The organism is Massilia sp. PAMC28688 (assembly GCF_019443445.1).
Lineage (GTDB): Bacteria > Pseudomonadota > Gammaproteobacteria > Burkholderiales > Burkholderiaceae_D > Telluria_A.
On the sequence record NZ_CP080378.1, the window covers coordinates 4943949 to 4967074 of the forward strand.

Below are 23126 nucleotides of genomic sequence, written 5' to 3' on the forward strand. Positions count from 1 at the left end.
TTTTCTTGCGCAACGGGTGGGGACCCCGTGCCTGTACTTATTTGCAGTTGTCCGGGGTCAGGTCGCTGACGTTGATTTGCGGCGCAGATGCCGCTGGCTGGGAAGCCGCATTGGCCTGGGTCTGCACGGCCTGGGTGTACCAGAAGCGGCAGCGTGGATGGGCTTCATCGGCGGTCACGACCAGGATGTTGTTGGTTTCAGCGCCATTGGCAACAGCTGGGTTCTTGGTGGAGAGGACATAGTCAGGGGCAGCCAGGCCGGCGGCCAGGGCGATGCCGCTGGTCGCCGCAGCGGTCGCAGCGTCAGTACCGGCATCGCCGCCAACGTCAGGGTAGCCACCGAACATCGGAATCGTAGTACCTTCGCCAGTTACTGGCGTGCCGGTTTGAGCCACACCGCCAACGCCGCAGGCGGCGCAGTGCAGCTGGCCACCATTGACCAGCCACTGGGCGTGGGCCGACGATGAAGCTGCGCGCACGGCGCCCAGGGCACCTTGCATCTTGGCCAGGCGGGCCTGACCCGACATGTCGAACATGCGTGGCAGCGCGGTCGCTGCCAGGATGCCGAGGATGACGATCACGACGATCAGTTCGATCAGGGTGAAGCCGGCTTGTGCTTTGCGAATAATTGGGGATGATTTCATTGTGAACTCCTGCGACACGTGGATGATTAGGTAAATTTATAAGGCCAAATTACATGGGCATCTGCTTCAGGACGACACCCTCAATGCTTGTGCTTTCTGACGTGTCGGCGTGGTCTAGGCCGCTTGCGCCATCCGTATTTTTTAGCAGTTGTATTTTGTAATAAAACCGCTGCGGTTCGGACGTTTGAAACGTTGCACCAGTCCCTGCAATATACACGAGCACCAATTTTTTTCGATCAAAAAACCAGTTCCCACGAGAAATTTTTCCTTTTTGTGGCGTATCGGCCTCACCTATGTAATTTGCTGGTTTTTGTGCCAACAGATCCATCGGGTTGATCGTTAATAACTTGCTCAGTTCCTGTTGTTTACCTTGTGCTATCAACTGCCCCGCCTTCATCGACAAGGCACTGCGCAGCACGCCCACCACGTTTTCCATGGCAGCCTTTTCGGCCTCCTCGCGGTACCACAGCACGCGCGACAGCAGCACGCTGGCCAGCACGCCGATGATGGCCACGGTGACGGCCAGTTCAAACAGGGAAAAGCCGCGTGCACGCGCGAGGCTCGCCCTCATTTGCCGCCCATTGCCGCTTTGCCCAGGTCCCAGATCGGCATGAAGATACCGAGCGCCAGGATGGTGACCATAATGCCAAGGAAGACGATCAGGATCGGCTCGATCTGAGCCGACAGGGTCTTGAGCTCATAGTCCACTTCGCGCTCGTACATCTGCGCGATTTCATCCATCAGGTCGTCGAGCGAGCCGGTTTCCTCGCCCACCGCGATCATCTGCAGCACGATGGGTGTGAAGACATTGGCGGCGTTGGCCGTCCGCAGGATGCTCTCGCCGCGCTCCACGCCATCGCGCATCTGCTCGATGCGCGCGGCCAGGTAAGCATTGTCGACCGTCTGCGACACCGTCGTGAGCGCGGCCACAATGGGCACGCCGCTGCGCGCCGACAGCGCGAAGCTGCGCGCGAAGCGCGACATGGTGCCCTTCATGATGATCTTGCCGGCGATGGGAATCGTCAGCTTCCTGCGGTCCCATTCGTAGCGGCCTTTTTCGGTGTTGATGTAGGTCTTGATACCAAAGGCGATGGCCACGCAGGCACCGAGGATGACGGGCCAGTAATTGACGGTAAACTGGGAAAAGCCCACCAGCATGCGCGTGACCAGCGGCAGCTCGGTCTTGAAACTGTCAAATACCTTCTGGAACTGGGGAATGACAAACACGTTCACCACCGCGATTGCGCCCACCATGGCAATGACGACAAAGCTCGGATAGCGCAATGCCGTCTTGACCCGCTGGCGCATCTCACGGTCGAATTCGAGGTGCTCGAACAGGCGCAGGAAAATGTCTTCAAGGCGTCCCGTCATCTCTCCCACGCGCACCATGGACAGGTAAAAATTGTCGAACACTTCAGGATGGCGGCGCATGGCCGACGACAGTTCGCGTCCCGAGTCGAGCGACTCGCGCAGGTCGCCGATGATGCGCGCGAAGGGCTTGCTGGTGGCCGACTCCTGCAGCCCGGCCAAGCCGCGCATGATCGGCACGCCGGACTTGAGCAGGGTATAGAGCTGGCGGCTGAACATCTGCACGTCCATTGACGTCACCTTGCGCTCCATGAGGGCCGAGACCCAGCCTTCCGTATTGGCCGCCACCACCGGCTTTTTCGCTTCCACGATCTCGATCGGCGTGATCCCGGTGGTAAACAGCTGGCTGGCCACGGCGCTGCTGTCGGCCCCCTCGAGCACACCCTGCAGCATCTCGCCACGGGTGTTCCGCCCCTTGTAAGCGAAATACGCCACGTCAATCCTCTAACTGATTACTGATGCGCATGGCCTCGGACACGGTGCTGCGCCCTTCCACAGCCAGCGCCACGGCGTGGCGGCGCATGGTCTCGCCCTTCATTTCCTTGTGCGCGGCCTTGAGGAAGTGGCCGGGATCGGGATGGTTGGCCGCGTCGATCACTTCCTTGGTCATTTCGAGCAGTTCATAGACGCCGGTGCGGCCCCGGTAGCCCATGCCGTTGCAGTGCGAGCAGCCCTTCCCATGGAAGAATTTGACGCTGTCCACATTGTCCCCGAGCTCGCTGCGCACGAATTCGCGCTCGGTGGGCGTGAGTTCGTACGGCGTGGTGCACGATTCGCAGATCTTGCGCACCAGGCGCTGGGCCAGCACCGCCTGCAGTGCGCTGCCCACCATGTAGCGTGGCACGCCCATATCCATCAGGCGCAGCGGGGTGCTGGCGGCATCGTTGGTGTGCAGCGTGGACAGCACCAGGTGGCCGGTCATGGCGGCGCGCAGGCCGATCTGCGCCGTTTCCATGTCGCGCATCTCGCCGACCAGCACAATGTCCGGGTCCTGCCGCAGCGCCGCGCGCAGCACGCGCGCAAAAGTCAGTTCGATCTTGTCATTGACCTGCACCTGGTTGATGCCGGGCAGGCGATATTCGACCGGGTCTTCGACCGTGATCAGCTTTTTCTCGGTGGAGTTCAATTCGGCCAGCGCGCTGTAGAGCGTGGTGGTCTTGCCGCTGCCGGTGGGCCCGGTCACCAGCACCAGGCCATTGGGACGGGCGACAATGGAGCGTAGCCTGTCCACCAGCGCGCGCTGCATGCCAATGGCGTCCAGGCGCAGCGTGGTGCCGCCCTGGTTGAGTAGTCGCATCACCACCGATTCGCCGTACTGGGTCGGCATGGTGGAGATACGCACATCGATGCGCTGCTGCTTGACCTTGACGGCAAAGCGTCCGTCCTGCGGCAGGCGCTTTTCCGAAATGTCCAGGTCCGACATGAGCTTCAGGCGCAGCGCTAGCGGCGTGGCGATCTTGATGTCGGCTTCGGTCTGCAGGTGCAGCACGCCGTCGATGCGGAAGCGAATATGCAGGCGCGTTTCCTGCGGCTCGATGTGGATGTCGGACGCGCGCACCTGGGTCGCGTCATCGAACACCGACTGCAGCAGCTTGACGATGGGCGCTTCTTCCAGGTTTGGATTGCTGGCCATGGCGCCAAAGTCGACAAAGGCGTCGCCCAGGTCCTGCTCCACCTCGCGCGCAAAGTCGGTGATTTCGTCGGTGCGCCGGTAGATGCGGTCAATCGTGCCCAGCACCTCGGTTTCGTTGACCACTGCCAGTTCGATCGGGCGCTTGACCAGGCGCGTGATCTCGTCATACGCAAACAGGTCAGTGGGGTCGGCCAGGCCAACGAGCAGCGCACCGCGGCGGTCTTCCAGGGCCAGCGCCCGGAAGCGCCGTGCCTGCGTTTCCGGCAGCAGGCGCACAATGTCCGGATTGGTGTTGTAGAACTTGAGATTGATGTAGGGGATATCGAGCTGCCTGGCCAGCGCACCGGAAATCTGCTCCTCGGTCACGAAGCCGCTTTCCACGAACACCCGGCCCAGCTTGCGCCCGCTGCGCTTCTGGTCCGCCAGCGCTTGCACGAGTTGTTCCTCGGACAAGAGCTTTTGTTGCATCAGGACTTCGCCAAGTCGGACTTTTTCTGGCCGTGCCATTGAGTACCCTAAACAGTGTTCGTCTTGCGATCCATTCTATGACAGAACCCCGGAATTTTTAAGGCGAAACATGATTTTGAGCAACTCGATGGTGAAATGGCGACAGTTTTCGTTGATCAACAAGCAAAAGGATGTTGGGATAGAATGAAAAAAAGCAGGCAATCCTGCACAAGCGGCAAGTCGGCCATGGCCGCTGCCAGCCGCCGCGCCTGCCGACCCATGTCAATCAACCAATCGCGCTGCGCCCGCACGCCTTCATTTATGCCAACACCTTCGTCCGCGCCCTTCCCTGCCGTTCCCGCCCCGGCGCCGCGCCGCCGCATTTACCTGATGCGGCACGGCAGCGTGACTTACTTTGACGAGACCGGGCGGCCGGTCCTGCCGGAGTCGGTCCCCTTAAATGAACTGGGACGCGCCCAGGCCAGCAGCGCCGGCCGCATGTTCGCGACCGAGGGTATCGTCTTTGACCGCGTGATTGTCTCGGGCCTGCCGCGCACCGTGGAAACGGCCACGCGGGTACTGGCCGAAACGGGCCAGCGCGTCGCCATTGACGTGTGGCCGGAACTGGAGGAAATTCGCGGCGGGCGCCTGTCGGGCATCGCCAATGCGGACCTCAAGGATGCCTTTACCGGCGCCTTTGAAGGCGTGGTGGCCGAGGACAAGCGCTTCCTGGGTGGCGAATCGGTGGGTGAACTGATGGACCGGGTGCACCCGGCGGTGGCGCGCCTGCGCCAGGACCGCAGCTGGACTACCTGCCTGCTGGTCCTGCATGGGGGCGTCAATTGCGCCATCCTGTCGCTGGCCCTGACCGGGCAGCGCATGTTCCTGGGGGCGCTGTCGCAAATGGCCGGCTGCATCAATGCGCTCGACGTGGGCGAGCAAGAACGCGACTGGGTACTGCGTTTCATGAACTTTGCGCCGCCCTCTCCGCTGCAGGACCAGGTCCGCACCACGACCATGGAACAGCTCTACGAGCAGTACCGCAAATCGCGCTGAAGATTCAGGCGGCGATGTAGCGGGCCGGCACCGCGGCCGTGAGCCAGACCCCGTTGGCCGAGCGGTAGAAGTGGTGGCCGTCGTGATGCATGTCCGCCGCGCGGATCAGAAGCACATGCGCCTTGCCGTGGCGCGCGCCCACCGTACGCGCCGTGGCCAGGTCTGCCGACAGATGCACATGCCGGCGCGCGCCAGGCAAAAGGCCCTGCGCCCTGATTGCCACCAGGAAGCGGATGGCGGTACCGTGGTACAGGTGGGCCGGCGGCACTTCGGGTTCGAGCTGCAGGTCGACATCGATCGAATGGCCCTGGTTGGCGCGAATGCGCGTGGCGCCGGCGTCAAGCGCGAAGCGCTGCTTGTCATTGCGCGCCACCACCTCCAGCAGCAGCGGACGTGTCAGTGCCCTACCGCTGGCATTGGCAAGGCGCAGCAGCTCGTCCACATCGGCCCAGCCGTTTCTGTCGAGGGCCAGCCCGATGGCGCCCGGATCATGCCGCAGGATCAGGCTTAACAATCTGCTGGCACGTTCAATCCGTTTTCCCATCTTCCCACCGCGCTTCACTGGCTGCGTCACAGCGCCTATCATAGCCAATCAGAAGCAGGATTCGGCGCCCAAAAATAAATAGTACGGGCGTGCTTTTCATGGGCTAGAATAGAAGGACCTTGCACAGGAGACGCGATGTTTGAAGAGATGATGGGAACCAAACCGGTGTCGGAGCGCCAGCGCTTCGATGTGGAGGCGCTGGACGCCTATATGCGCGACCATGTGCCAGGCTACGGCGGCGGGCCGCTGACGGCCGAGCAGTTCAAGGGGGGCCAGTCCAACCCTACCTTCAAGCTGACCGCTGCCGATGGCCGGCATTACGTCCTGCGCACCAAGCCAGGACCGGCAGCGAAGCTGCTGCCTTCGGCGCACGCGATCGACCGCGAATTCAAGGTCATGGATGCGCTGCAAAAGGCAGGCTTCCCGGCGGCGCGCCAGTACGCGCTGTGCCTGGACGAAGCCATCATCGGGCGCGCTTTTTACATCATGGAGTTCGTCGAAGGCCGGGTGCTGTGGGACCAGTCCCTGCCCGGCATGAGCAGTGCCGAGCGCAGTGCCATTTACGATGAAATGAACCGCGTCATCGCCCAGCTGCACACGATGGACTACCAGGCCATCGGCCTGTCCGACTTCGGCAAGCCCGGCAACTACTTTGCGCGCCAGATCGAACGCTGGACCAGGCAATACCAGGCCTCGGCGACGGAGGTGATCCCGGCCATGGACGAGCTGATCGCCTGGCTGCCGCAGAACATCCCGCCCGGGGACGACACGGCCATCGTGCATGGCGACTTCCGGATGGACAACCTCATGTTCCACCCCACCGAGCCGCGCATCCTGGCGGTGCTGGACTGGGAACTGTCCACGCTCGGCCACCCGGCCGCCGATTTTTCCTACCACTGCATGAGCTGGCACATCGCACCGGGCCAGTTCCGCGGCATCGCCGGCCTGAATCTGGCCGAGATGGGCATCCCGACCCAGGAGCAGTACATCGCGGCCTACTGCGCGCGCACCGGCAAGACGATCCGCATTGAAGACTTCAATTTCTACCTCGCCTACAACATGTTCCGGCTGGCCGGGATCATGCAGGGCATCATGAAGCGCTACGTGGACGGCACCGCTTCCAGTGCCCAGGCGCTTGAAAACGGCAAAGCGGCCCGTCCCATGGCGGAACTGGGCTGGACCTACGCACAACGCGCAATCTCACTGAAGGAGCAGGCATGAACTTCGATTATTCCGACCGCTGCAAGGAACTCCAGGGCCGCCTGCTCGCCTTCATGGACGAGCACGTCTACCCCAACGAAAAAGCCTTCAAGCAGGAAGTCGACAATAACGGCACGACCCGCGGCAACCGCTGGCTGCCCACCGAGATGATGGAGCGCCTGAAGCCCCTGGCGCGCGAGCAGGGATTGTGGAACCTGTTCCTGCCCAATTCGCCGCGCGCGCCCGAGGGCCTGTCCAACCTCGATTATGCGCCCCTGTGCGAGATCATGGGGCGCGTGGTGTGGGCACCGGAAGTGTTCAACTGCGCCGCGCCCGACACCGGCAACATGGAAACCATCGAGCGCTATGGTTCGGAAGAGCACAAGCGCGAATGGCTCGAACCGCTGCTGCGTGGCGAGATCCGTTCGGCCTTTGCCATGACCGAGCCAGGCGTGGCCTCGTCGGACGCGACCAACATTGAAACGCGCATCGAGCGCGATGGCGGCGACTATGTCATCAATGGCCACAAATGGTGGATCTCGGGTGCGGGCGACCCGCGCTGCAAGATCTTCATCGTGATGGGCAAGACCGATTTCAACGCCGCCCGCCACGCGCAGCAGTCGATGATCCTGGTTCCGGCCGACACGCCCGGCATCACCATCGTGCGGCCGCTGCCGGTGTTCGGCTACGACGACGCGCCGCACGGGCACTGTGAAATCCTGTTTGAGAACGTGCGCGTGCCGGCCTCCAACCTGCTGCTCGGCGAAGGCCGCGGCTTCGAGATTGCCCAGGGCCGCCTGGGGCCGGGCCGCATCCACCACTGCATGCGCGCCATCGGCGTGGCCGAGCGGGCGCTGGAACTGATGTGCGTGCGCCTGGGCAGCCGGGTCGCCTTTGGCAAGAATATCTCGGACCAGAGCATCTGGCGCGAGCGCATTGCCGAGTCGCGCATCCAGATCGACACCGCGCGCCTGCTCACGCTCAAGGCCGCGGCGCTGATGGACACGGTGGGGAACAAGCATGCACAGGCCGAAATCGCCATGATCAAGGTCCTGGCGCCCAACGTGGCCCAGCAGGTGCTGGACTGGTCGATCCAGGCGCACGGCGCGGCCGGGGTGTCCGACGAGTTCCCGCTGGCCTACCAGTGGGCCGGCAACCGCACCCTGCGCCTGGCCGATGGTCCGGACGAGGTGCACCGCAACGCGATTGCCAAGCTGGAACTGGCCAAGCATATCAAGCTGGGCGAAAGCCTGGCGCTGCCCGTCACGCGCAGCTGAGCCGGCCACCTCGCGCATGCCGTCGCATTTAACGGACGGCATGCGCACCGCAGGGAAAAGTCCTTTCAAGAACGGGTGGGCTCGGCTACCATCGGGCTGACAGCTGCCAATTCCTGCCGCGGCGTCATGGCGGAGCGTACAGGTGCAGTCAAAAACACATCATTCCCTCCCATCCATCCGTTCCAAAACCGCCAAGCTGGTCCTCGCCTGCCTGCTGCCGACCCTGATCGGCCTGGGCGCCCTGCTGTTTGACGCCTACCAGCGCGAGCGCGCCTTCCTGATCCGCGATGCCGAACACATGGCCCAGACCCTGCAGTCGGCCATCGAATACGACCTGCAAGTGGCCGCCGCGGCAGCGGTTACCCTGGCCGCCTCCCCCAGCCTGGGCGGCGGCGACCTGGCTGCCTTTCACCAGCGCGCCCGCGCCGCGCTCGACCCCACCGTCCCCGTGTCTGCCTATGTGTTGAGCGACCTCGACGGCAAGGCACTGCTGAGCACTGCCGCGCCCTGGAATGCGGCCCAGCCGGGTCCCGTGAACCGGCCCATGTACCGACCGGTGTCGGCGGTGCCCGGCCGGGCGAACCATTACGTGGCCGATAACCTGAGCCAGGCCGGCCCCAATGGCGCCTACCGGGTGCTGGTCCATGTGGTGACGGCGTCGGAACGCGACAAGCGCTACGTGCTGACCGCAGAAGTGCCTGCCGCCCACTTCCGCAAGGCCGTGGCGGCGCTGAAACTGCCGCCCGGCTGGGCTGCCAGCGTGCTGGACCGGCGCAATGTCAATGTAGCCAACAGCGTGGAGCCTGAGCGCTACATCGGCAGGCAGGCCGGCGCGCCCCTGATCGCGGCCATCCGCGGGCGCGATGCCGGCGTGGCCGACCTCACCACCAGCCGTGGCTTGCGCGTGTTCTCCGTGTTCACCCGCTCGCCCAAGACCGGCTTCGTATCCACCATCGGGGTGCCGCGCGAGGCGACCAATGCCGCGCTGCGCACGTCGCTGGCCAGTGTCTTCCTGAGCGTGGCCGGCCTGCTCACGATCGGCTTCGGCGCGGCCTGGGTCATGGGCGGCAACATCGGGCGCGCGGTGCGCAACCTGCGCCTGCCTGCTGTGGCCCTTGGCCGTGGCGAGCCGGTGATCATTCCGCCTGGCGGCATTCGCGAAACGGAAGAGGTCGGCGCGGCGCTGAAGCAGGTTGAACAGGAATTGAACCGCTTTCGCAGCAGCCTCGAAGATCTGGTCCATGAACGCACGGTGGAGCTGGAAAACGCCAATGCCCTGATCAAGAACATGTACGGAACAGCACCGGTGGGGCTGTCCATGCTCGATACCGACCTGCGCATCGTGATGGTCAATGATTATCTCGCCGCCATCAACAACAAGCCGGTGCAGGAGCACATTGGAAAAACCCTGCCCGAATTGCTCGGTCCCCAGGGCGAAGTGTTCGAGCGCGCCTACCGCCAGGTGCGTGACACGGGCGAGCCACTGATCGGCATCGAAGACACGGGCGAGGTGCCGTATGCCCCAGGCGTGGAGCATCACTGGGTGGTGAGCTACCACCCAGTTTTCAATAATGACCAGGTGCTGGTGGGCGTGAGCGGCCTGGTGGTCGATGTAAGCGAAAGCAAGCAGCTCTCGGCCCAGCTGCGCGACGTCAGCGAACAATTCCACGTACTGTTTGAAATGTCGGGCGACGCCCATCTGCTCACCAGCATCGAGCGCGGCTACGTTGGCGCCAACCGCGCCGCCGCCCAGCTGTTCGGCTGCCGCGATGTGGAGCACCTGCTCACCCTCTCGCCTGCCACCACCTCGCCGGAATTTCAGCCCGACGGTCGGCGCTCGGACGAAAAGGCGCTGCAGTTCATGCGCTACGCGCTTGAACGCGGCAGCCACCAGTTCGAGTGGCTGCACCAGCGCGTGGACGGCACGCTGTTCAATGCCGACATCCTGCTGACCAGCCTGCAGGCCGGCGGCAAGGGCGTGATCCAGGCCACCGTGCGCGACATCAGCGAGCGCATTGCCGCCGAGGCGCGCCTGCAGTCGCTCAACGAACAGCTGGCCGCAGCGCTTGACCATGCGCGCCTGGCCAGCCAGGCCAAGAGCGAATTTCTGGCCAATATGAGCCATGAAATCCGCACCCCCATGAATGCCATCATGGGCCTGGCGCGGCTGCTGGACGAGTCGCAGCTGGCGCGGCGCGAACGCAGCTATGTGGCCAAGATCAAAATGTCCACGCGCTCGCTGCTGGGCATCATCAATGACGTCCTCGATTTTTCCAAGATCGAAGCTGGCCAGCTGACGCTGGAATACACGGCCTTCCACCTTGATCAGGTGCTTGACAGTATTTCAGTGCTGCTGTCGCCGAGCGCCGCCGCCAAGGGACTGGAACTGGTGTACGCGGTGGCGCCGGACGTGCCGCTGCAGCTCATGGGCGACCCAATGCGGCTGGAACAGGTGCTGCTCAATTTGATCAGCAACGCCATCAAGTTCACCGAGCAGGGGGAAGTGGTGCTGACCATCGGTACCGGAGAGCGCAGTGACGACAGCATGACGCTGGCCTTTTCCGTGCGCGACTCGGGCATCGGCATCGCGGCCGACCACCAGCCACACATGTTCGATCCGTTTTCGCAGGCCGACAGTTCCACCAGCCGCAAGTACGGCGGTACGGGGCTGGGCCTGACCATCTGCAAGCGCCTGGTGGGGCTGATGGGCGGCTCGATCGCCGTGGACAGCGCCCTTGGCGAAGGGGCCGACTTCCGCTTCACGGCCACCTTCGGCCTGCCGCAGGAAGTGGCGCTGGCCTGCCTGCCACCCCTGCCCTGCCCGCAGGATTGCCGGGTGCTGGTGGTGGATGACAATGACAGCGCGCGGGACGCCCTGGCCAGCCAGCTGTCCGCATTTGGCTGGCAGGTCACCACGGCATCGGACGGCCACGCGGCGCTGGAACTGCTGCAGGCGGCCGGGGACGAGGCCTTTGAATTCATGCTGCTCGATGCCGCCATGCCGGGGCTGGACGGCATCTCGGTGCTGACCTATGCGCGCGCCGACCGCCAGATCCAGGTGCCGCGCACCGCCCTGATGATTGCCGACCAGTCGCGCGAACAGCTGGCCAGCATGGCCGACGACCTGCGGCTCGATGCCACCATCTCCAAGCCCGTCACGCGCGCCGCGCTGGTCACGGCGATCGTGGAACTGCACACCGGCCTGCCAGCCGGCAGCGGGGACCTGGCCGAGACCCTGGCCGGCAAGCTCGAAGGCATATACGTGTTGCTGGTGGAGGACAACCAGATCAACCAGGAAGTGGCCAACTACCTGCTGCTGCATGCCGGGGCCGCGGTCGACATTGCCGCCAACGGACGCGAGGCGGTTGAACTGCTGGCCGCCGCGCCTACCCGCTACGACGCGGTACTGATGGATATCCAGATGCCCGAGATGAACGGCTACCAGGCAACCGAAGCGATCCGGCGCATGGGCCTGGCGGACCTGCCGATTATCGCCATGACGGCCAATGTGATGGAGGACGACCGGGCGCGCGCCATCAACGCCGGCATGAACGGCCATATCGCCAAGCCGATCGATGTCGATCACCTGATCGGCGCCCTGCTGCGCGTGATCAGTGGCGGCGAGGCGCATGACGGGCGCGCGCTGCCGCGCCTTTATGGCAAGGGCAGCATCGAGGACGAGGCACCGCTACCGGCCAGCATCCCCGGCATTGACCTTCGGTCAACACTGCCGCGCTTTGGTGGCAATTTCGGCAACTTCGTGACCCTGTTCAAGCGCTTCGAGCGCTCCCAGGGCGGCACGCTGGCCGAAGTGCGCCACCAGCTGCGCGCCGGCGAGCGCGAACAGGCGCAGGCGCTGGTACACCGCCTGCGCGGGGTGGCAGCCAACCTGGGCGCGGCCGAGTTCGCGGCCATGGCACTGGAATTTGAACACGCCATCCGCCACGCTGCCATGCCGGATCTGGTGGAGCGGCTGGACTTGCTGGAAACCCAACTGTCAAAGCTGCTGGTGGCAGCGCGGCAGCTCAACATGCCGCTGTCGGTCGTGCAGGCACCGCAGGTGGATGCGCGCGATACCGACAGTAGGCTGGCGGATCTGCTCGGATTGCTTCAAAATAACAACCTGAAGGCACTGGCGGAGTTCGACGCAGTCCGTCCGGCCCTGGCTGCGGTGGCCACGGCGCAGGAACTGGCCACGCTGTCCGACGCCGTCGCCACGCTGGCCTTTGCCAGCGCGGCAACGCACCTCAGGATGCTCATGGACAGGAAGGAAGTGCAATGAATTGGGACGACATCGCGACGAAAGGCCGGATTCTGATCGTCGATGACGCGATGGAAAACGTACAGATCCTGCACCAGGCGCTGCAGGACGAGCATGACGTGCTGTTTGCGATGAACGGCGAAAAAGCCCTGCACATTGCGCAGTACCAGCAGCCCGACCTGATCCTGCTCGACGCCATGATGCCGGGCCTCGATGGCTACGCCGTTTGCGCTGCCCTGCGCGCCGCCCGCATGACGCGCGATATTCCGATCATTTTCGTCACCGCCCTCAAGACCCCGGAAGACGAAACGCGCGCCCTCGATGCTGGCGCTGCGGACTTCATCAGCAAGCCGGTGAACGCGGCCGTCGTGCGGGCGCGCGTGCGCACCCAGCTCACCGTCAAGCGCCAGAGCGACGCGCTGCGCGAGCTGACTTTGACCGACGGCCTGACCGGGGTGGCCAACCGGCGCGCCTTTGACGAGCGGCTGCAGGGCGAATGGCGGCGCTGCGCCCGGGCCCAGATGCCGATTTCCCTGATCATGGTCGACATCGACCAGTTCAAGCATTTCAATGACCATTACGGGCACCAGGCTGGGGACGCCTGCCTGCAGCAGGCCGGCGCTGCCATGCGGCGCGCCGCCATGCGGCCACAGGACGTGGTGGCGCGCTACGGCGGCGAAGAATTTGCCATCCTGCTGCCGCAGGAAGACCTGGCCGGCGCCGAAACGGTGGCGCGCAAGGTGCTCGATGAAATTGCCGCGCTCAAGATCGCCCACGAGCGTTCATCAATCTGCCCATTCATCACGGTCAGCATGGGCGTGGCGAGCATCACGCCCCATGGCCAGGTCGAGCCTGCCACGCTGGTGAAAAACGCCGACTCCCTGCTGTACCGGGCCAAGGCCGCAGGGCGCAACCGCTACCTGACTGACGGCGACTAGGCGGCCCTGGCCACCCAGCCTAAGGGTAGCGGCGCAGCAGCAGGTCGGCCACGCAGGCCGGCTTTTGCTGCCCATCGCATTCCACTACCACGCTCCACTCGAGCTGCGCGCAATCGTCCAGCTCCGTTACCCTGAGCAGCGTCACGCGGGCGCGGATGCGCGAGCCTTCCGGCACCGGGGCCGGGAAGCGCACGCGGTTCAAGCCATAGTTGACCACCATGCTCGCATTGCCAAGGCCCACGGCCTGCTCGAACATGGCAGGAATCATCGACAGCGTCAGGAAACCGTGGGCCACGGGAGCGCCCCAGGGAGACTCGCGCCGGCAGCGCTCGGTGTCCACGTGGATCCACTGGTGGTCGTCGGTGGCGTCGGCAAACAGGGCGATGCGCTCGCGCGCGATCGCCACCCAGTCCGACAGCGCCACTTCCTGGCCCACGGCAGCTTTCAGGTCGTCCAGGCTGGCAAAGTCACGCATGGCCGGACTCCTGCGGGCGGCGTCCGAACATGCCCATGCCCTCGATGGTGCACACCAGCTCACCGCGCTGATTCAAGGCGCTCCAGCGCGACCACACCACGCCGCGGTCGGGTTTGGAAGCGGAGGCCTTGACGGCAGTGGTTTCGTAGCTGACCGCCAGGGTGTCGCCGGCGCGTACCGGCAGCAGCCAGCGCACCTTGTCCACGCCCGGCGAACCCATGCTCGAGGAGGCTGCCATCAGGCCATCGACCACCATCCGCATCATCATGCTGCAGGTATGCCAGCCACTGGCGACCAGGCCGCCGAACATCGAGTCTGCCGCCGCCTGCTGGTCGACGTGAAAAGGCTGGGGATCGAACTGGCTGGCAAAGGCGATGATTTCCTCTTCGCTGACCGTGCGCGTGCCCAGGTCAATCACCTGCCCGGGCGCGAAATCCTCGAAGTACATCCCGGCGTTCACTCGTCACCGCCACTGGCAAAGCCTGGCTGGGCAATGAAGCGCTGAAGGTGATGGTCGGCGTCGCCCAGCGTGAGCTCGATCATGGTCAGGCGCTTGAAGTGGTGGGCGGCCATGACTTCGTCGGTCACGCCCATGCCGCCATGGAGCTGCACCGCCTGCTGGCCAACGAACTTTGCCGCCTGCCCCACGCGGTACTTGGCCGCGGACACGGTACGGCGCCGCTCGGCCGGGTCGGAGGCCATCCGGACCGCGGCCAGCAGCGCCATGGAGCGCGCCTGTTCCAGGTGGATGTACATGTCGGCCATGCGATGCTGGAGAGCCTGGAACTTGCCGATCGGGGCGCCGAACTGGGAGCGCGTCTTGAGGTAGTCAAGCGTGGCGGCAAAGATGGCTTCCATGGCGCCCAGCGCTTCGGCGCACAGGAGCGTGGCGCCGTAGTCCGCGCAGTGCTCCAGGATGTCCCAGCCGGCGCCTTCGGCGCCGATCAGGGCATCGGCGCCCAGCTGCACATTGGTCAGGCTGATGTTGGCGGCGCGCTGGCCGTCCAGCGTGCGGTAGCCGGTGATGGCAACGCCCGGCGCATTGGCCGCCACCACAAACAGCGAAATGCCGGCGCTGGCGCGCTGCTCGCCGCTGCTGCGGGCCGATACAATCAGGCTGCCCGCCTGGGCGCCGTGGATGACCACGGTCTTGCTGCCATTGAGCTGGTAGCCGCCGCCGTTCCTGGTGGCGGTAGTGGCGATGTCGGTGAGGTCATGGCGCGACTGCTTTTCCAGCAGCGCGCACGCCAGTTTCAGTTCGCCCGCCGCCACCTGTTCGAGCATGCCGTGGTGGCCGCCGCCGCGCTTGAGGAATTCGGCACCGAGCACGGTGGCCAGGTACGGTTCCACCACCAGGCCGCGACCCAGCTCCTGCATCACCACGAACATGTCGACGGCGCTGCCATTAAAGCCGCCCTGCTCTTCCGGCACCGGCAGCGCCGTCATGCCCAGTTCCGCCAGCGTGGCCCAGGCCTGCTCGGATACCCCTTGCGGCGAATGGATGATGCGGTGCCGCTCATCGAAGCTGTAATCCTTGCTCACCCAGCGCTTGAGGGCGTCGGCAAACTGCAGCTGCTCTTCCTTGAAGTTGAAGTCCATGTTCAGTTCCTCACAGGCCCAGGATCATCTGGGTGATGATATTGCGTTGAATCTCGTTGGAACCGCCATAGATGGAGGTCTTGCGGAAATTGAAGTAGTAGCCGGCCAGGGGCGCCGCGTCGTCGTCGCCGGCGGCGCTGTGGGCCGTGTCCGACTCCAGGTAGGCCGGATCGAAAGGCAGGGCCATGGGACCGGCCGCTTCCACCATCAGTTCCGTCAGCGTCTGCTGGATCTCGGTGCCGCGCACCTTGAGTACTGACGCTTCAGGACCTGGCGCCTTGTGTTCCTGTGCCAGCACGCGCAGCACCGTCATTTCCAGCGCCATCAATTCGATTTCCAGCGCGGCCACCTTGGCTGCAAACAGCGGGTCTTCCAGCAGCGGCGCGCCATGCTTGCGCTGGGCGGCGGCGAAGCGCTTGAGGAAGGCGAGCTCGCGCTTGGAACGCCCCACGGCCGCAATGCCGGTGCGCTCGTGCCCGAGCAGGTACTTGGCATAGGTCCAGCCGCGGTTTTCCTTGCCAATGAGGTTTGCCACCGGCACCCGCACGTTTTCAAAGAACACTTCGTTGACTTCGTGGTCTTCATCGAGCATCAGGATGGGGCGCACGGTAATGCCCGGGCTGTGCATGTCGATCAGGAGGAAGGAAATGCCCTCCTGCTTGCGCACGGTGCTGTCGGTGCGCACCAGGCAAAAGATCATGTCGGCGTGCTGGGCCAGCGTGGTCCAGGTTTTCTGGCCATTGACGATGTAGTGGTCACCGTCGCGAACGGCGGTGGTCTTGAGCGAGGCCAGGTCGGAACCGGCGCCGGGCTCGGAGTAACCCTGGCACCACCAGTCTTCGCAGGACAGGATGCGCGGCAGGAAATGTGCCTTCTGCTCGTCGTTACCGAACGCCATGATCACCGGCGCCACCATGTTCACGCCGAACGGCAAGATGGCCGGGGTGCCGGCACGCGCGCATTCTTCATCAAAAATATGGCGCTGCACGGGCGTCCAGCCGGGGCCGCCAAACTCGGCGGGCCAGCCGGGCGCGACCCAGCCCTTTTCGGCAAGGATCTTATGCCAGCGCACGTAATCTTCCTTGGACATGCGCAGGTGACTGCGCACTTTTGCCTGCAGGTCCGGCGGCAGGTTGGAATCGAGAAAAGCACGCGCCTGGTCGCGAAATGCCAGGTCCTCGCTCGAGTAATGTAGGTCCATTCAGTCTCCTAGTTGTCCGCCGCCGAAAAATAGCACGACCGTTCAGATTGATTGTACCCACGGTCAGGGTGATGGTCAACATGGACCTCCGCGCACGCAAAAAAGCCCGCACAGGCGGGCTTTTTAAGACGGAACTGCGGGACTTACTTGCGGCGGCGGGTCAGCGCGCCGGCGCCGAGCAGGCCAGCGAGCATCAGCAGGCCGGTTGCAGGCTCAGGGACGGCAGCAGGGCCGATGGCGTTGACACCCGCAGTCACATCAGCTGCAATGGCGGTACCTGGAACGACCAGGCCGTTGGTGTTGGCCGCAGCTGCTGCAGCTGCCGAAGGAGCTGGGGTGCCGCTGAAGGCTTTCTGCGAGAGCAGCATGGTGGACGTGGCGCCATTGTCGCCCATGCGCGTGTGGCCAGTGTAGCTGAACTGGCCAGCCGACATACCCTGGAACGCATCCGATGGACCGGCTTGTGCAGCCGAACCAGCGTTAAAGGAGAAAGCCGGTTTAGGCGCGTCCGCAGTTGGACCCACCAGACCTGCGTTGGCGAGTGAAGCAGTAGCGAAAAGCCCTGCAAAAAGAATGTGTCGAACGACCATGAAACCCTCCTGATATATTTTGGTGTTGTTAATAGTGCACTGAGTAATCATCCTAACATTAATAAAAAAATAGCCCTGCACGATTGAAGCTAGCCTGCGTTAGCGCAAAAAAAAGGGGTTTCCCCTATGAGAAACCCCTCTTTCTGCAGAGCCCGTCTGCAATCACCCAGCGCAAGCTGTGTGATATCTACAACAACATTTTTTGCTACCGGGCCTTATTATTCATATAAGGCATCAGGCGCAGCGCGAGCCGGTTGTCGGTCTTGACCATGTCCACCGCATCGGCCAATACATTGGCCGCTTCCTGCAGCATCACATCCTTGGCTTCCTTGGCCGCCTTTTCCGCAGCCAGCTCGGCCGCCAGGTTGCGCTCGTCTGCCTGCAGGCCGTCGTCCTGTCGCGCCTTGGCAGCGGCGACCTTGGCGCGGGCGCTGTCACCGGCAACGGCAGCCTGGGCATTCAGGCGCTGCTCGCGGGCCTTGTCACGCGCTTCCTGGGCATCACGCTCCTTGCGGCGCACGGCTTCATTGAGCGATACCGAGTTTTCCTTGCGCAACTTGCGGAACATGGCCAGGTCTTCCTGCAGGTACTGGAAGTCCTTGTCCTTGGCAATGCGTGCCTCGTGCTTTTTCTGCAGCGGGGCAATGAGCTCCGTCAAGTCGCCGGCCGGAACAAACACGGCCGGCTTGATGACCGTGTACGGCAGCGCATTGTCATAGCTGGATTCGCCAAAGTTTTCCATGTCCGACATGACCGGCAACTTGATGTCGGGCGTCACGCCGCGCAGCTGGGTCGTGCCGCCGTTGATGCGGAAGAACTGGGCCACCGTGAGCTTCAGCTCGCCATAGCGGTTCTTGTCGGTGGGCGGCGCAAAGCGGTTCAGGTCCACCATCGATTGCACGGTACCCTTTCCAAAGCTGGGCTCGCCAATGATGATGCCGCGGCCATAATCCTGCAGGGCAGCAGCAAAAATCTCCGACGCCGACGCCGAACCACGGTTGATCAGGACGCCGACCGGACCATCCCAGGCCAGGCCAGGCACGGCGTCATTCTCGATTTCCACCCTGCCTTCGGCCGAGCGCTGCATGACCACCGGTCCCTTGTCGATGAACAGGCCCGTCAGCTCTACCGCCTCGGTCAGCGAGCCGCCGCCATTGTTGCGCAGGTCAATCAGGACATTGTCCACCTTGGCTTTCTTGAGCTCGGCCAGGATGCGGGCCACGTCGCGCGTGGCGCTCTTGTAATTCTTGTCGCCGCGGCGGCGGGCTTCGAAATCCTGGTAGAAGGTGGGCAGGGAAATCACGCCCACGCGCCGCTTGCCGTTGCCATTAGGCACTTCAATAATGCTTTTCTTGGCGGCCTGTTCTTCCATGCTGATCTTCTTGCGCACCAGCGAGACCGTATTGTGCTTGCCGTCAGGACCGGCATCGGCCGGCAAGATGTCCAGGCGCACCACGGAATCCTTGGCGCCGCGAATCAGCTGCACCACATCGTCGATGCGCCAGCCGAGCACGTCGACGAAGGGAGCATCGCCCTGGGCCACGCCCACGATGCGATCACCGACCTTGACTTTGCCCGACAGGCCGGCCGGGCTGCCCGGCACCACTTCGCGGATGACGGTGTATTCGTCACGCGACTGCAGCACGGCGCCAATGCCTTCCAGCGACAGGCGCATGGCAATATCGAAATTATCGGCCGAGCGCGGTCCCAGGTAGTTGGTGTGCGGCTCGATCGAGGTGCCGTAGGCATTCATGAAGAGCTGGAACACGTCCTCATTGTCCACCTTGGCCACGCGGGTAGCGTAGTTTTCATAGCGCTTGTCAAGCGTTTCGCGGATGGCTTTCTCGTCCTTGCCGGCCAGTTTCAGGCGCAGCCAGTCATTCTTGACACGACGGCGCCACAGGTCGCGGATTTCGTCTTCGTTCTTCGGCCAGGCTGCCTTTTCGCGGTCGAGCTGGAAACTTTCGTCCACCGTGAAGTCGTGCTTGACGTTCAAAAGCTCGCGCGCATACTTGATGCGCTGGCTGAAACGTTGCTGATACGCGTTATAAATCGTGAACGGCAGCGCCATGTCTTCGTTGCGGATGGCGTCGTCGAGCTTGGTGCGCACTGGCGCGAACTGGTCGATATCGGCTTGCAGGAAGAACAGCTTTTCGCCGTCCAGCGATTCAAAATACTTGTCAAAAATCTTGAGCGACATGGCGTCATCCAGCGGGACGGCCTTGTAGTGATGGCGTACCAGCAGCATGGCTGCCTTGTACGCGGCCTGGGGCTGGGACGCTGAGGGCTTGAGCGTGACAAACTTGTCGGCAGGCGCAATTGCCGCTTCGCTCGTGAAGGCAAACGCCATTGCCACCATCAACATGCACTTCTTCATCGTATTTTCTCCGGGCCGAATTCTTATGGTTACTTGTGGACTGATTCTAACAGCACTGACCATGCCGCATAGTTAGCTTGCTCCTGTTCACTTAAGATCAGCTTAGGCAATTTCCACCAGTGTGGGCCACTACATTACATTCTGAAACAGTTGCGGCGTGCCGCGCCAGGCCAGCCATGCCAAAGGCGTAATAATGAACAGATAAGGCCAGGAGCGGGCCGCGATGCGCCAGTCGATGGCCGAGGGCCAGAAGGACAGGAACTGGGGCGCCAGCAGCAGGGCCAGCAGCAAGTCGGCGGGCTCGAAGCGCCAGCCTGGGCGGGTGCGCCACCATGCCACGGCCAGTGGGATGACGATAAGCACCAGCGGCGCCAGGGCAGCGGGCGCGGCGTTATACCAGCGCACCCGCGTGAGCGTGACGGAGCCGAGTTCCCAGTGACGCCCCTTGCGGCGCGGAATGATGGTCAGCGAAGCCGGGGCGGCGCCGCTCAGCCAGCCAACCACGGCGTGGGCCAGCTCGTGGCACAGGGTGCCGGCCACAGTAAACACAAAAAAGACAGGATGGGCGGCGGCCAGGTAGCGGATCACCAGGGCCAGCGCTGCCGAGGGGAGCAGGTACAAGGCGATATCGCTGTGCTGGCACAGCAGCGCCGGAGCGTGCGAGCGGCAGGTGGCGGCGAAGTCCATGGCCGCACTATACAGTTACTGGGCGTAAAAACAGCGTCCGCAAGCTTGGCGATAGCGCTCGTTGCCGCCGATGCTGACCTGTTCGCCTTCGCGGATGCGCCTGCCCTGCTCGTCCACCCGCACGTTCATGGTGGCTTTTTTGCCGCAGGTACAGATATTCTTGAGTTCCTCGATATCGTCGGCCAGTGCCAGCAGGTAGGCCGAGCCGGGAAAGGGTTCGCCCCGGAAATCGCTGCGCAAGCCATAGCAGATCACGGGCACGCCGCGCACCTGGGCCAGCTGGTGCAGCTGCTGGACCTGGGCCGTGGACAGGAACTGGGCTTCATCGACCAGCACGCAGGCCACTTTTGGCGCTTCGTCCAGGAAATTGGTGCCGGCGTCGAAGGTATCGACCTGGCGCTGCGGGCCCAGGCGCGATGTAACCTTCCCCACGCCGTAGCGGCTGTCAATGGCCGCCGTGTACAGGCGCACCTGCTGGCCCTGCTCTTCATAATTGTGCGCCACCTGCAGCAGAGCCGTCGATTTACCGGCGTTCATCGCCGAATACCTGAAATAAAGTTTTGCCACTGCTGTTTCCTGAACCGTTTCGAGCGCGAATTATAACAAGTGCAAGCTTACTGGCCCGGGTGATACTGGCGCTCCAGGTTGCGCGCAATGTCTTCCTTGTAGAACAGCACATCCTTGAACTGGCCACGGCTGTACATCGCAGCCTGGTCGGCGAAATGCGGCGAGCCGGGCTGGCTGTTATTGCCGCCGGCCAGGATGCTCTTGGCCTTGATGCGGGGGCCAAATTCCACCACGGCCACAAAACTATTGCCGCGGTCGCCATAAATACGCTTGGTCGTCTGCTTGGCCGACATGCCGAACGAAGCCAGCGAGCCCCATACGGCCGACGGGAAGGCCACCGGCAGGCTCGGTTTGCTGTCATCGTACTGCTGACGCACGTCGCCGCTCAGGCGCTGGAAGCGGTTGATCTCGCCCCATGGCGTTTGCCAGGTGCCGAAGTCCTTTTCCAGCCTGGCACTGGCACGGGCCAGGGCCTGCAGGCGATCCTGGCCCGTGATCGAGGTCTGGATGAAATCGATGACCGGCACATCGGCCGCCTTGGCCGCCGGCTTGGCCGCTGCGACCATCTCCTGGCCCCAGTAAATGGCCAGCGACGTGGGCACCGACGTGACCGCGTAGCGCAGGTCCCAGCCGCGCAAGGCCTTCACCTGCGGCGCCAGGCTGGCCTTGAGCGGATCGCCCGCCGATAGCGCGTCGTAGTCCCTGGCCAGTGCCGGCACCATGGGCTCGAAGGCGGTGAGGTAATTGTCGTAGGCGGCGGCAATCAGGCTGTCAAGCGTGAAGTCACGGCCGTTTTCCAGCACGCGCAGGGCGTGCAGGCCGCGCGCGTTTTCCGGCAGCGACCACATATATTTAGGATAGTCCTGCTCGCGCGGGCTGCTTGCGCCCGCGGCCCGGAACGGCCAGTTGTTCGTATTCTGGATCCAGCCGCTGGCCGGATTGAACAGCGTGATGGTGTCCTTGATCGCGTGCAGTCCCTGCCACTCGGTAGCCGGATTGCTGCCATCGACCGGGCGCTTCCAGTTGAACGAAGGGTCGCGCCGCGGAATGAAGTTACCGTGGAAGTAGGCGATGTTGCCGTCGCCATCGGCGTACACGGTGTTGTTGGAGGAGTTGGTCCGCAGCTGCATGGCCTTGACGAACTGCTTGTAGCTGCGCGCCTTGGTGCGCGACCAGGACTGCTGCAGCGCCCGAAGGGGCTCTTCCATCATCTTGACCGCCACCCACTTGCCGTCCACGCTGCGCACGATCGGACCGTGGTGGCTGAAATACGTCATGACGGTCTTGCTGTCCATGCCGTTGGCAGTCTTGTACGGCAGCGTGATGGGCACGGCGCGCAGGGCCCGCTCGCCCTTGCCGTACTTGTAGAATAGCTTGCCGTCGCGCTCGACGATGGTCTCGAGATATTCGTCAATCACGTCGCCGCCACCGGAAGTATGCATCCAGCCCGCCTTGTCGTTGAAACCCTGGTAGATGAAGAACTGGCCCCAGGTCACGGCGCCATAGGCGTTGAGCCCCTCTTCGCTCACCATGTGTACTTCTGGACGGAAGTAGAACGAGGTGTGGGGATTGATCAGCAGCAGAGCCTTGCCGGACTTGCTCAGTTTGGGCGCAATGGCAAAGCCGTTCGAGCCGCGCGGCTCGGGGTCAAAGCCAGTGCCGCGCGACGCCTGCTTCGGCTTCATGCCGTAAAAGGCTTCCAGCTCGCCCAGGTCGATTTCCTCGATATCGCCGCCGATGCTGCCTTCGCTGAACGCGAGCGCCATCCACGGCTCGAAGCGGGTGATGAGCTTTGGCTTGACCTGGGGATGGGTGAGCAGATAGTAGTTCAGGCCATCGGCATAGGCATTCATCAGCTTTTTGAGCCATGCCGGGCTCTGTGCGTACTTGGCCTTCATGTCGGCCGGCGTGATGTACATCTTCATGCGCAGATCGCGCCAGATTTCGGCTTCGCCCTCCACTTCGGCCAGGCGGCCCATGGCGTTGATGTAATTGAGCTCGACCCGATTGAAGTCGTCTTCCGCCTGGGCGTACATGAGACCGAAGACGGCATCGGCATCGGTCTTGCCAAATACGTGGGGCACGCCCCATTTGTCGCGCATGATCGTCACGCGCTTGGCCGCAGCCTGCCAGCGCGCGTGTTCGGCAGACGGCTGGGCGATGACCGGGGCGGCAGCGGCGCCCGCGGCGGCGCAAACGAGGACAGTGGATGCAAGCAAGCGGCTGTGGAACATGGCGACTCCTGTGGATTGTGGCGGGATGG

At 63.5% G+C, this 23126-nt stretch carries 19 protein-coding genes; 5 read left to right on the forward strand and 14 right to left on the reverse strand.

Annotated elements, in window-relative coordinates:
- Positions 1-37: 37 nt before the first annotated feature.
- The 4 genes from KY495_RS24330 to KY495_RS22035 are packed head-to-tail and all read right to left on the reverse strand — an operon-like array spanning position 38 to position 4151.
- Positions 38-643: a type II secretion system protein gene (locus KY495_RS24330; protein WP_219881413.1), complete on the reverse strand. Its 606-nt coding sequence runs from the start codon at positions 641-643 to the stop codon at positions 38-40.
- Positions 644-692: 49 nt separating this feature from the next.
- On the reverse strand, positions 693-1214 hold the full coding sequence (locus KY495_RS22025) for a type II secretion system protein (protein ID WP_219881414.1): 522 nt from the start codon (positions 1212-1214) through the stop codon (positions 693-695).
- On the reverse strand, positions 1211-2404 hold the full coding sequence (locus tag KY495_RS22030; RefSeq protein WP_374041016.1) for a type II secretion system F family protein: 1194 nt from the start codon (positions 2402-2404) through the stop codon (positions 1211-1213). Before KY495_RS22030 ends, KY495_RS22025 begins: the two co-directional genes overlap by 4 nt.
- Positions 2405-2447: 43 nt before the next feature.
- Positions 2448-4151, reverse strand: coding sequence for a GspE/PulE family protein (locus KY495_RS22035; RefSeq protein WP_219881416.1), 1704 nt, complete (start codon positions 4149-4151; stop codon positions 2448-2450).
- 261 nt (positions 4152-4412) lie between these two features.
- On the opposite strand from KY495_RS22035, the gene KY495_RS22040 reads away from it, so the two are divergent.
- A complete protein-coding gene (locus tag KY495_RS22040) occupies positions 4413-5147 on the forward strand; it encodes a histidine phosphatase family protein (protein ID WP_229518414.1) in 735 nt (244 codons plus the stop codon).
- Between the two features lie 4 nt (positions 5148-5151).
- Here KY495_RS22040 and KY495_RS22045 read toward each other — a convergent pair whose 3' ends face one another.
- Positions 5152-5691: an RNA 2'-phosphotransferase gene (locus KY495_RS22045; protein WP_219881417.1), complete on the reverse strand. Its 540-nt coding sequence runs from the start codon at positions 5689-5691 to the stop codon at positions 5152-5154.
- 135 nt (positions 5692-5826) lie between these two features.
- Between KY495_RS22045 and KY495_RS22050 the strand changes: the two genes are divergently transcribed.
- The 4 genes from KY495_RS22050 (at position 5827) to KY495_RS22065 (ending at position 13367) form a co-directional block, all read left to right on the forward strand.
- Positions 5827-6912, forward strand: coding sequence for a phosphotransferase (locus tag KY495_RS22050; RefSeq protein WP_219881418.1), 1086 nt, complete (start codon positions 5827-5829; stop codon positions 6910-6912).
- Positions 6909-8168 (forward strand): acyl-CoA dehydrogenase family protein, encoded by a 1260-nt coding sequence (locus tag KY495_RS22055; RefSeq protein ID WP_219881419.1) that lies wholly within the window; start codon positions 6909-6911, stop codon positions 8166-8168. The genes KY495_RS22050 and KY495_RS22055 overlap by 4 nt, the downstream gene beginning before the upstream one ends.
- Positions 8169-8310: 142 nt before the next feature.
- Entirely contained in the window at positions 8311-12450 is a 4140-nt protein-coding gene (locus KY495_RS22060) for a response regulator (RefSeq protein WP_219881420.1), read from the forward strand.
- Positions 12447-13367, forward strand: coding sequence for a diguanylate cyclase (locus KY495_RS22065; RefSeq protein WP_219881421.1), 921 nt, complete (start codon positions 12447-12449; stop codon positions 13365-13367). Before KY495_RS22060 ends, KY495_RS22065 begins: the two co-directional genes overlap by 4 nt.
- A gap of 19 nt (positions 13368-13386) precedes the next feature.
- On the opposite strand, the gene KY495_RS22070 is transcribed toward KY495_RS22065, so the two are convergent.
- The 9 genes from KY495_RS22070 to KY495_RS22110 all read right to left on the reverse strand — a co-directional run bounded on the left by KY495_RS22070 (position 13387) and on the right by KY495_RS22110 (position 23097).
- Positions 13387-13842, reverse strand: coding sequence for a MaoC family dehydratase (locus tag KY495_RS22070; protein ID WP_219881422.1), 456 nt, complete (start codon positions 13840-13842; stop codon positions 13387-13389).
- On the reverse strand, positions 13835-14290 hold the full coding sequence (locus KY495_RS22075) for a MaoC family dehydratase (RefSeq protein WP_219884380.1): 456 nt from the start codon (positions 14288-14290) through the stop codon (positions 13835-13837). The genes KY495_RS22070 and KY495_RS22075 overlap by 8 nt, the downstream gene beginning before the upstream one ends.
- Positions 14291-14298: 8 nt before the next feature.
- Complete coding sequence (locus KY495_RS22080) at positions 14299-15441, reverse strand: acyl-CoA dehydrogenase family protein (protein WP_219881423.1); 1143 nt, start codon at positions 15439-15441, stop codon at positions 14299-14301.
- A 10-nt stretch (positions 15442-15451) separates the two neighbouring features.
- Positions 15452-16642 carry an acyl-CoA dehydrogenase family protein gene (locus tag KY495_RS22085; protein WP_219881424.1) on the reverse strand — a complete coding sequence of 397 codons (1191 nt, stop codon included), beginning with the start codon at positions 16640-16642 and terminating at the stop codon, positions 15452-15454.
- A gap of 143 nt (positions 16643-16785) precedes the next feature.
- Entirely contained in the window at positions 16786-17076 is a 291-nt protein-coding gene (locus tag KY495_RS22090) for a PEP-CTERM sorting domain-containing protein (RefSeq protein ID WP_219881425.1), read from the reverse strand.
- Between the two features lie 361 nt (positions 17077-17437).
- Positions 17438-19609: a carboxy terminal-processing peptidase gene (locus KY495_RS22095; protein ID WP_219881426.1), complete on the reverse strand. Its 2172-nt coding sequence runs from the start codon at positions 19607-19609 to the stop codon at positions 17438-17440.
- Between the two features lie 129 nt (positions 19610-19738).
- Positions 19739-20296: a hypothetical protein gene (locus KY495_RS22100; protein ID WP_219881427.1), complete on the reverse strand. Its 558-nt coding sequence runs from the start codon at positions 20294-20296 to the stop codon at positions 19739-19741.
- A gap of 15 nt (positions 20297-20311) precedes the next feature.
- Positions 20312-20863, reverse strand: a complete 552-nt coding sequence (locus KY495_RS22105) for a thymidine kinase (protein WP_219881428.1) — start codon at positions 20861-20863, stop codon at positions 20312-20314.
- Positions 20864-20910: 47 nt separating this feature from the next.
- The gene (locus KY495_RS22110; RefSeq protein ID WP_219881429.1) at positions 20911-23097 is read right to left on the reverse strand and encodes a penicillin acylase family protein; all 2187 of its coding nucleotides are present in this window, start codon (positions 23095-23097) and stop codon (positions 20911-20913) included.
- Positions 23098-23126 lie beyond the last annotated feature (29 nt).

Coding starts and splice junctions, on each gene's coding strand:
- KY495_RS24330 (WP_219881413.1), bottom strand. CDS start 643: ATGAAATCATCCCCAATTATTCGCAAAGCACAAGCCGGCTTCACCCTG.
- KY495_RS22095 (WP_219881426.1), bottom strand. CDS start 19,609: ATGAAGAAGTGCATGTTGATGGTGGCAATGGCGTTTGCCTTCACGAGC.
- KY495_RS22025 (WP_219881414.1), bottom strand. CDS start 1,214: ATGAGGGCGAGCCTCGCGCGTGCACGCGGCTTTTCCCTGTTTGAACTG.
- KY495_RS22100 (WP_219881427.1), bottom strand. CDS start 20,296: ATGGACTTCGCCGCCACCTGCCGCTCGCACGCTCCGGCGCTGCTGTGC.
- KY495_RS22035 (WP_219881416.1), bottom strand. CDS start 4,151: ATGGCACGGCCAGAAAAAGTCCGACTTGGCGAAGTCCTGATGCAACAA.
- KY495_RS22080 (WP_219881423.1), bottom strand. CDS start 15,441: ATGGACTTCAACTTCAAGGAAGAGCAGCTGCAGTTTGCCGACGCCCTC.
- KY495_RS22065 (WP_219881421.1), top strand. CDS start 12,447: ATGAATTGGGACGACATCGCGACGAAAGGCCGGATTCTGATCGTCGAT.
- KY495_RS22030 (WP_374041016.1), bottom strand. CDS start 2,404: ATGCTGCAGGGTGTGCTCGAGGGGGCCGACAGCAGCGCCGTGGCCAGC.
- KY495_RS22110 (WP_219881429.1), bottom strand. CDS start 23,097: ATGTTCCACAGCCGCTTGCTTGCATCCACTGTCCTCGTTTGCGCCGCC.
- KY495_RS22090 (WP_219881425.1), bottom strand. CDS start 17,076: ATGTCGGCTGGCCAGTTCAGCTACACTGGCCACACGCGCATGGGCGAC.
- KY495_RS22050 (WP_219881418.1), top strand. CDS start 5,827: ATGTTTGAAGAGATGATGGGAACCAAACCGGTGTCGGAGCGCCAGCGC.
- KY495_RS22045 (WP_219881417.1), bottom strand. CDS start 5,691: ATGGGAAAACGGATTGAACGTGCCAGCAGATTGTTAAGCCTGATCCTG.
- KY495_RS22055 (WP_219881419.1), top strand. CDS start 6,909: ATGAACTTCGATTATTCCGACCGCTGCAAGGAACTCCAGGGCCGCCTG.
- KY495_RS22075 (WP_219884380.1), bottom strand. CDS start 14,290: ATGTACTTCGAGGATTTCGCGCCCGGGCAGGTGATTGACCTGGGCACG.
- KY495_RS22040 (WP_229518414.1), top strand. CDS start 4,413: ATGCCAACACCTTCGTCCGCGCCCTTCCCTGCCGTTCCCGCCCCGGCG.
- KY495_RS22070 (WP_219881422.1), bottom strand. CDS start 13,842: ATGCGTGACTTTGCCAGCCTGGACGACCTGAAAGCTGCCGTGGGCCAG.
- KY495_RS22085 (WP_219881424.1), bottom strand. CDS start 16,642: ATGGACCTACATTACTCGAGCGAGGACCTGGCATTTCGCGACCAGGCG.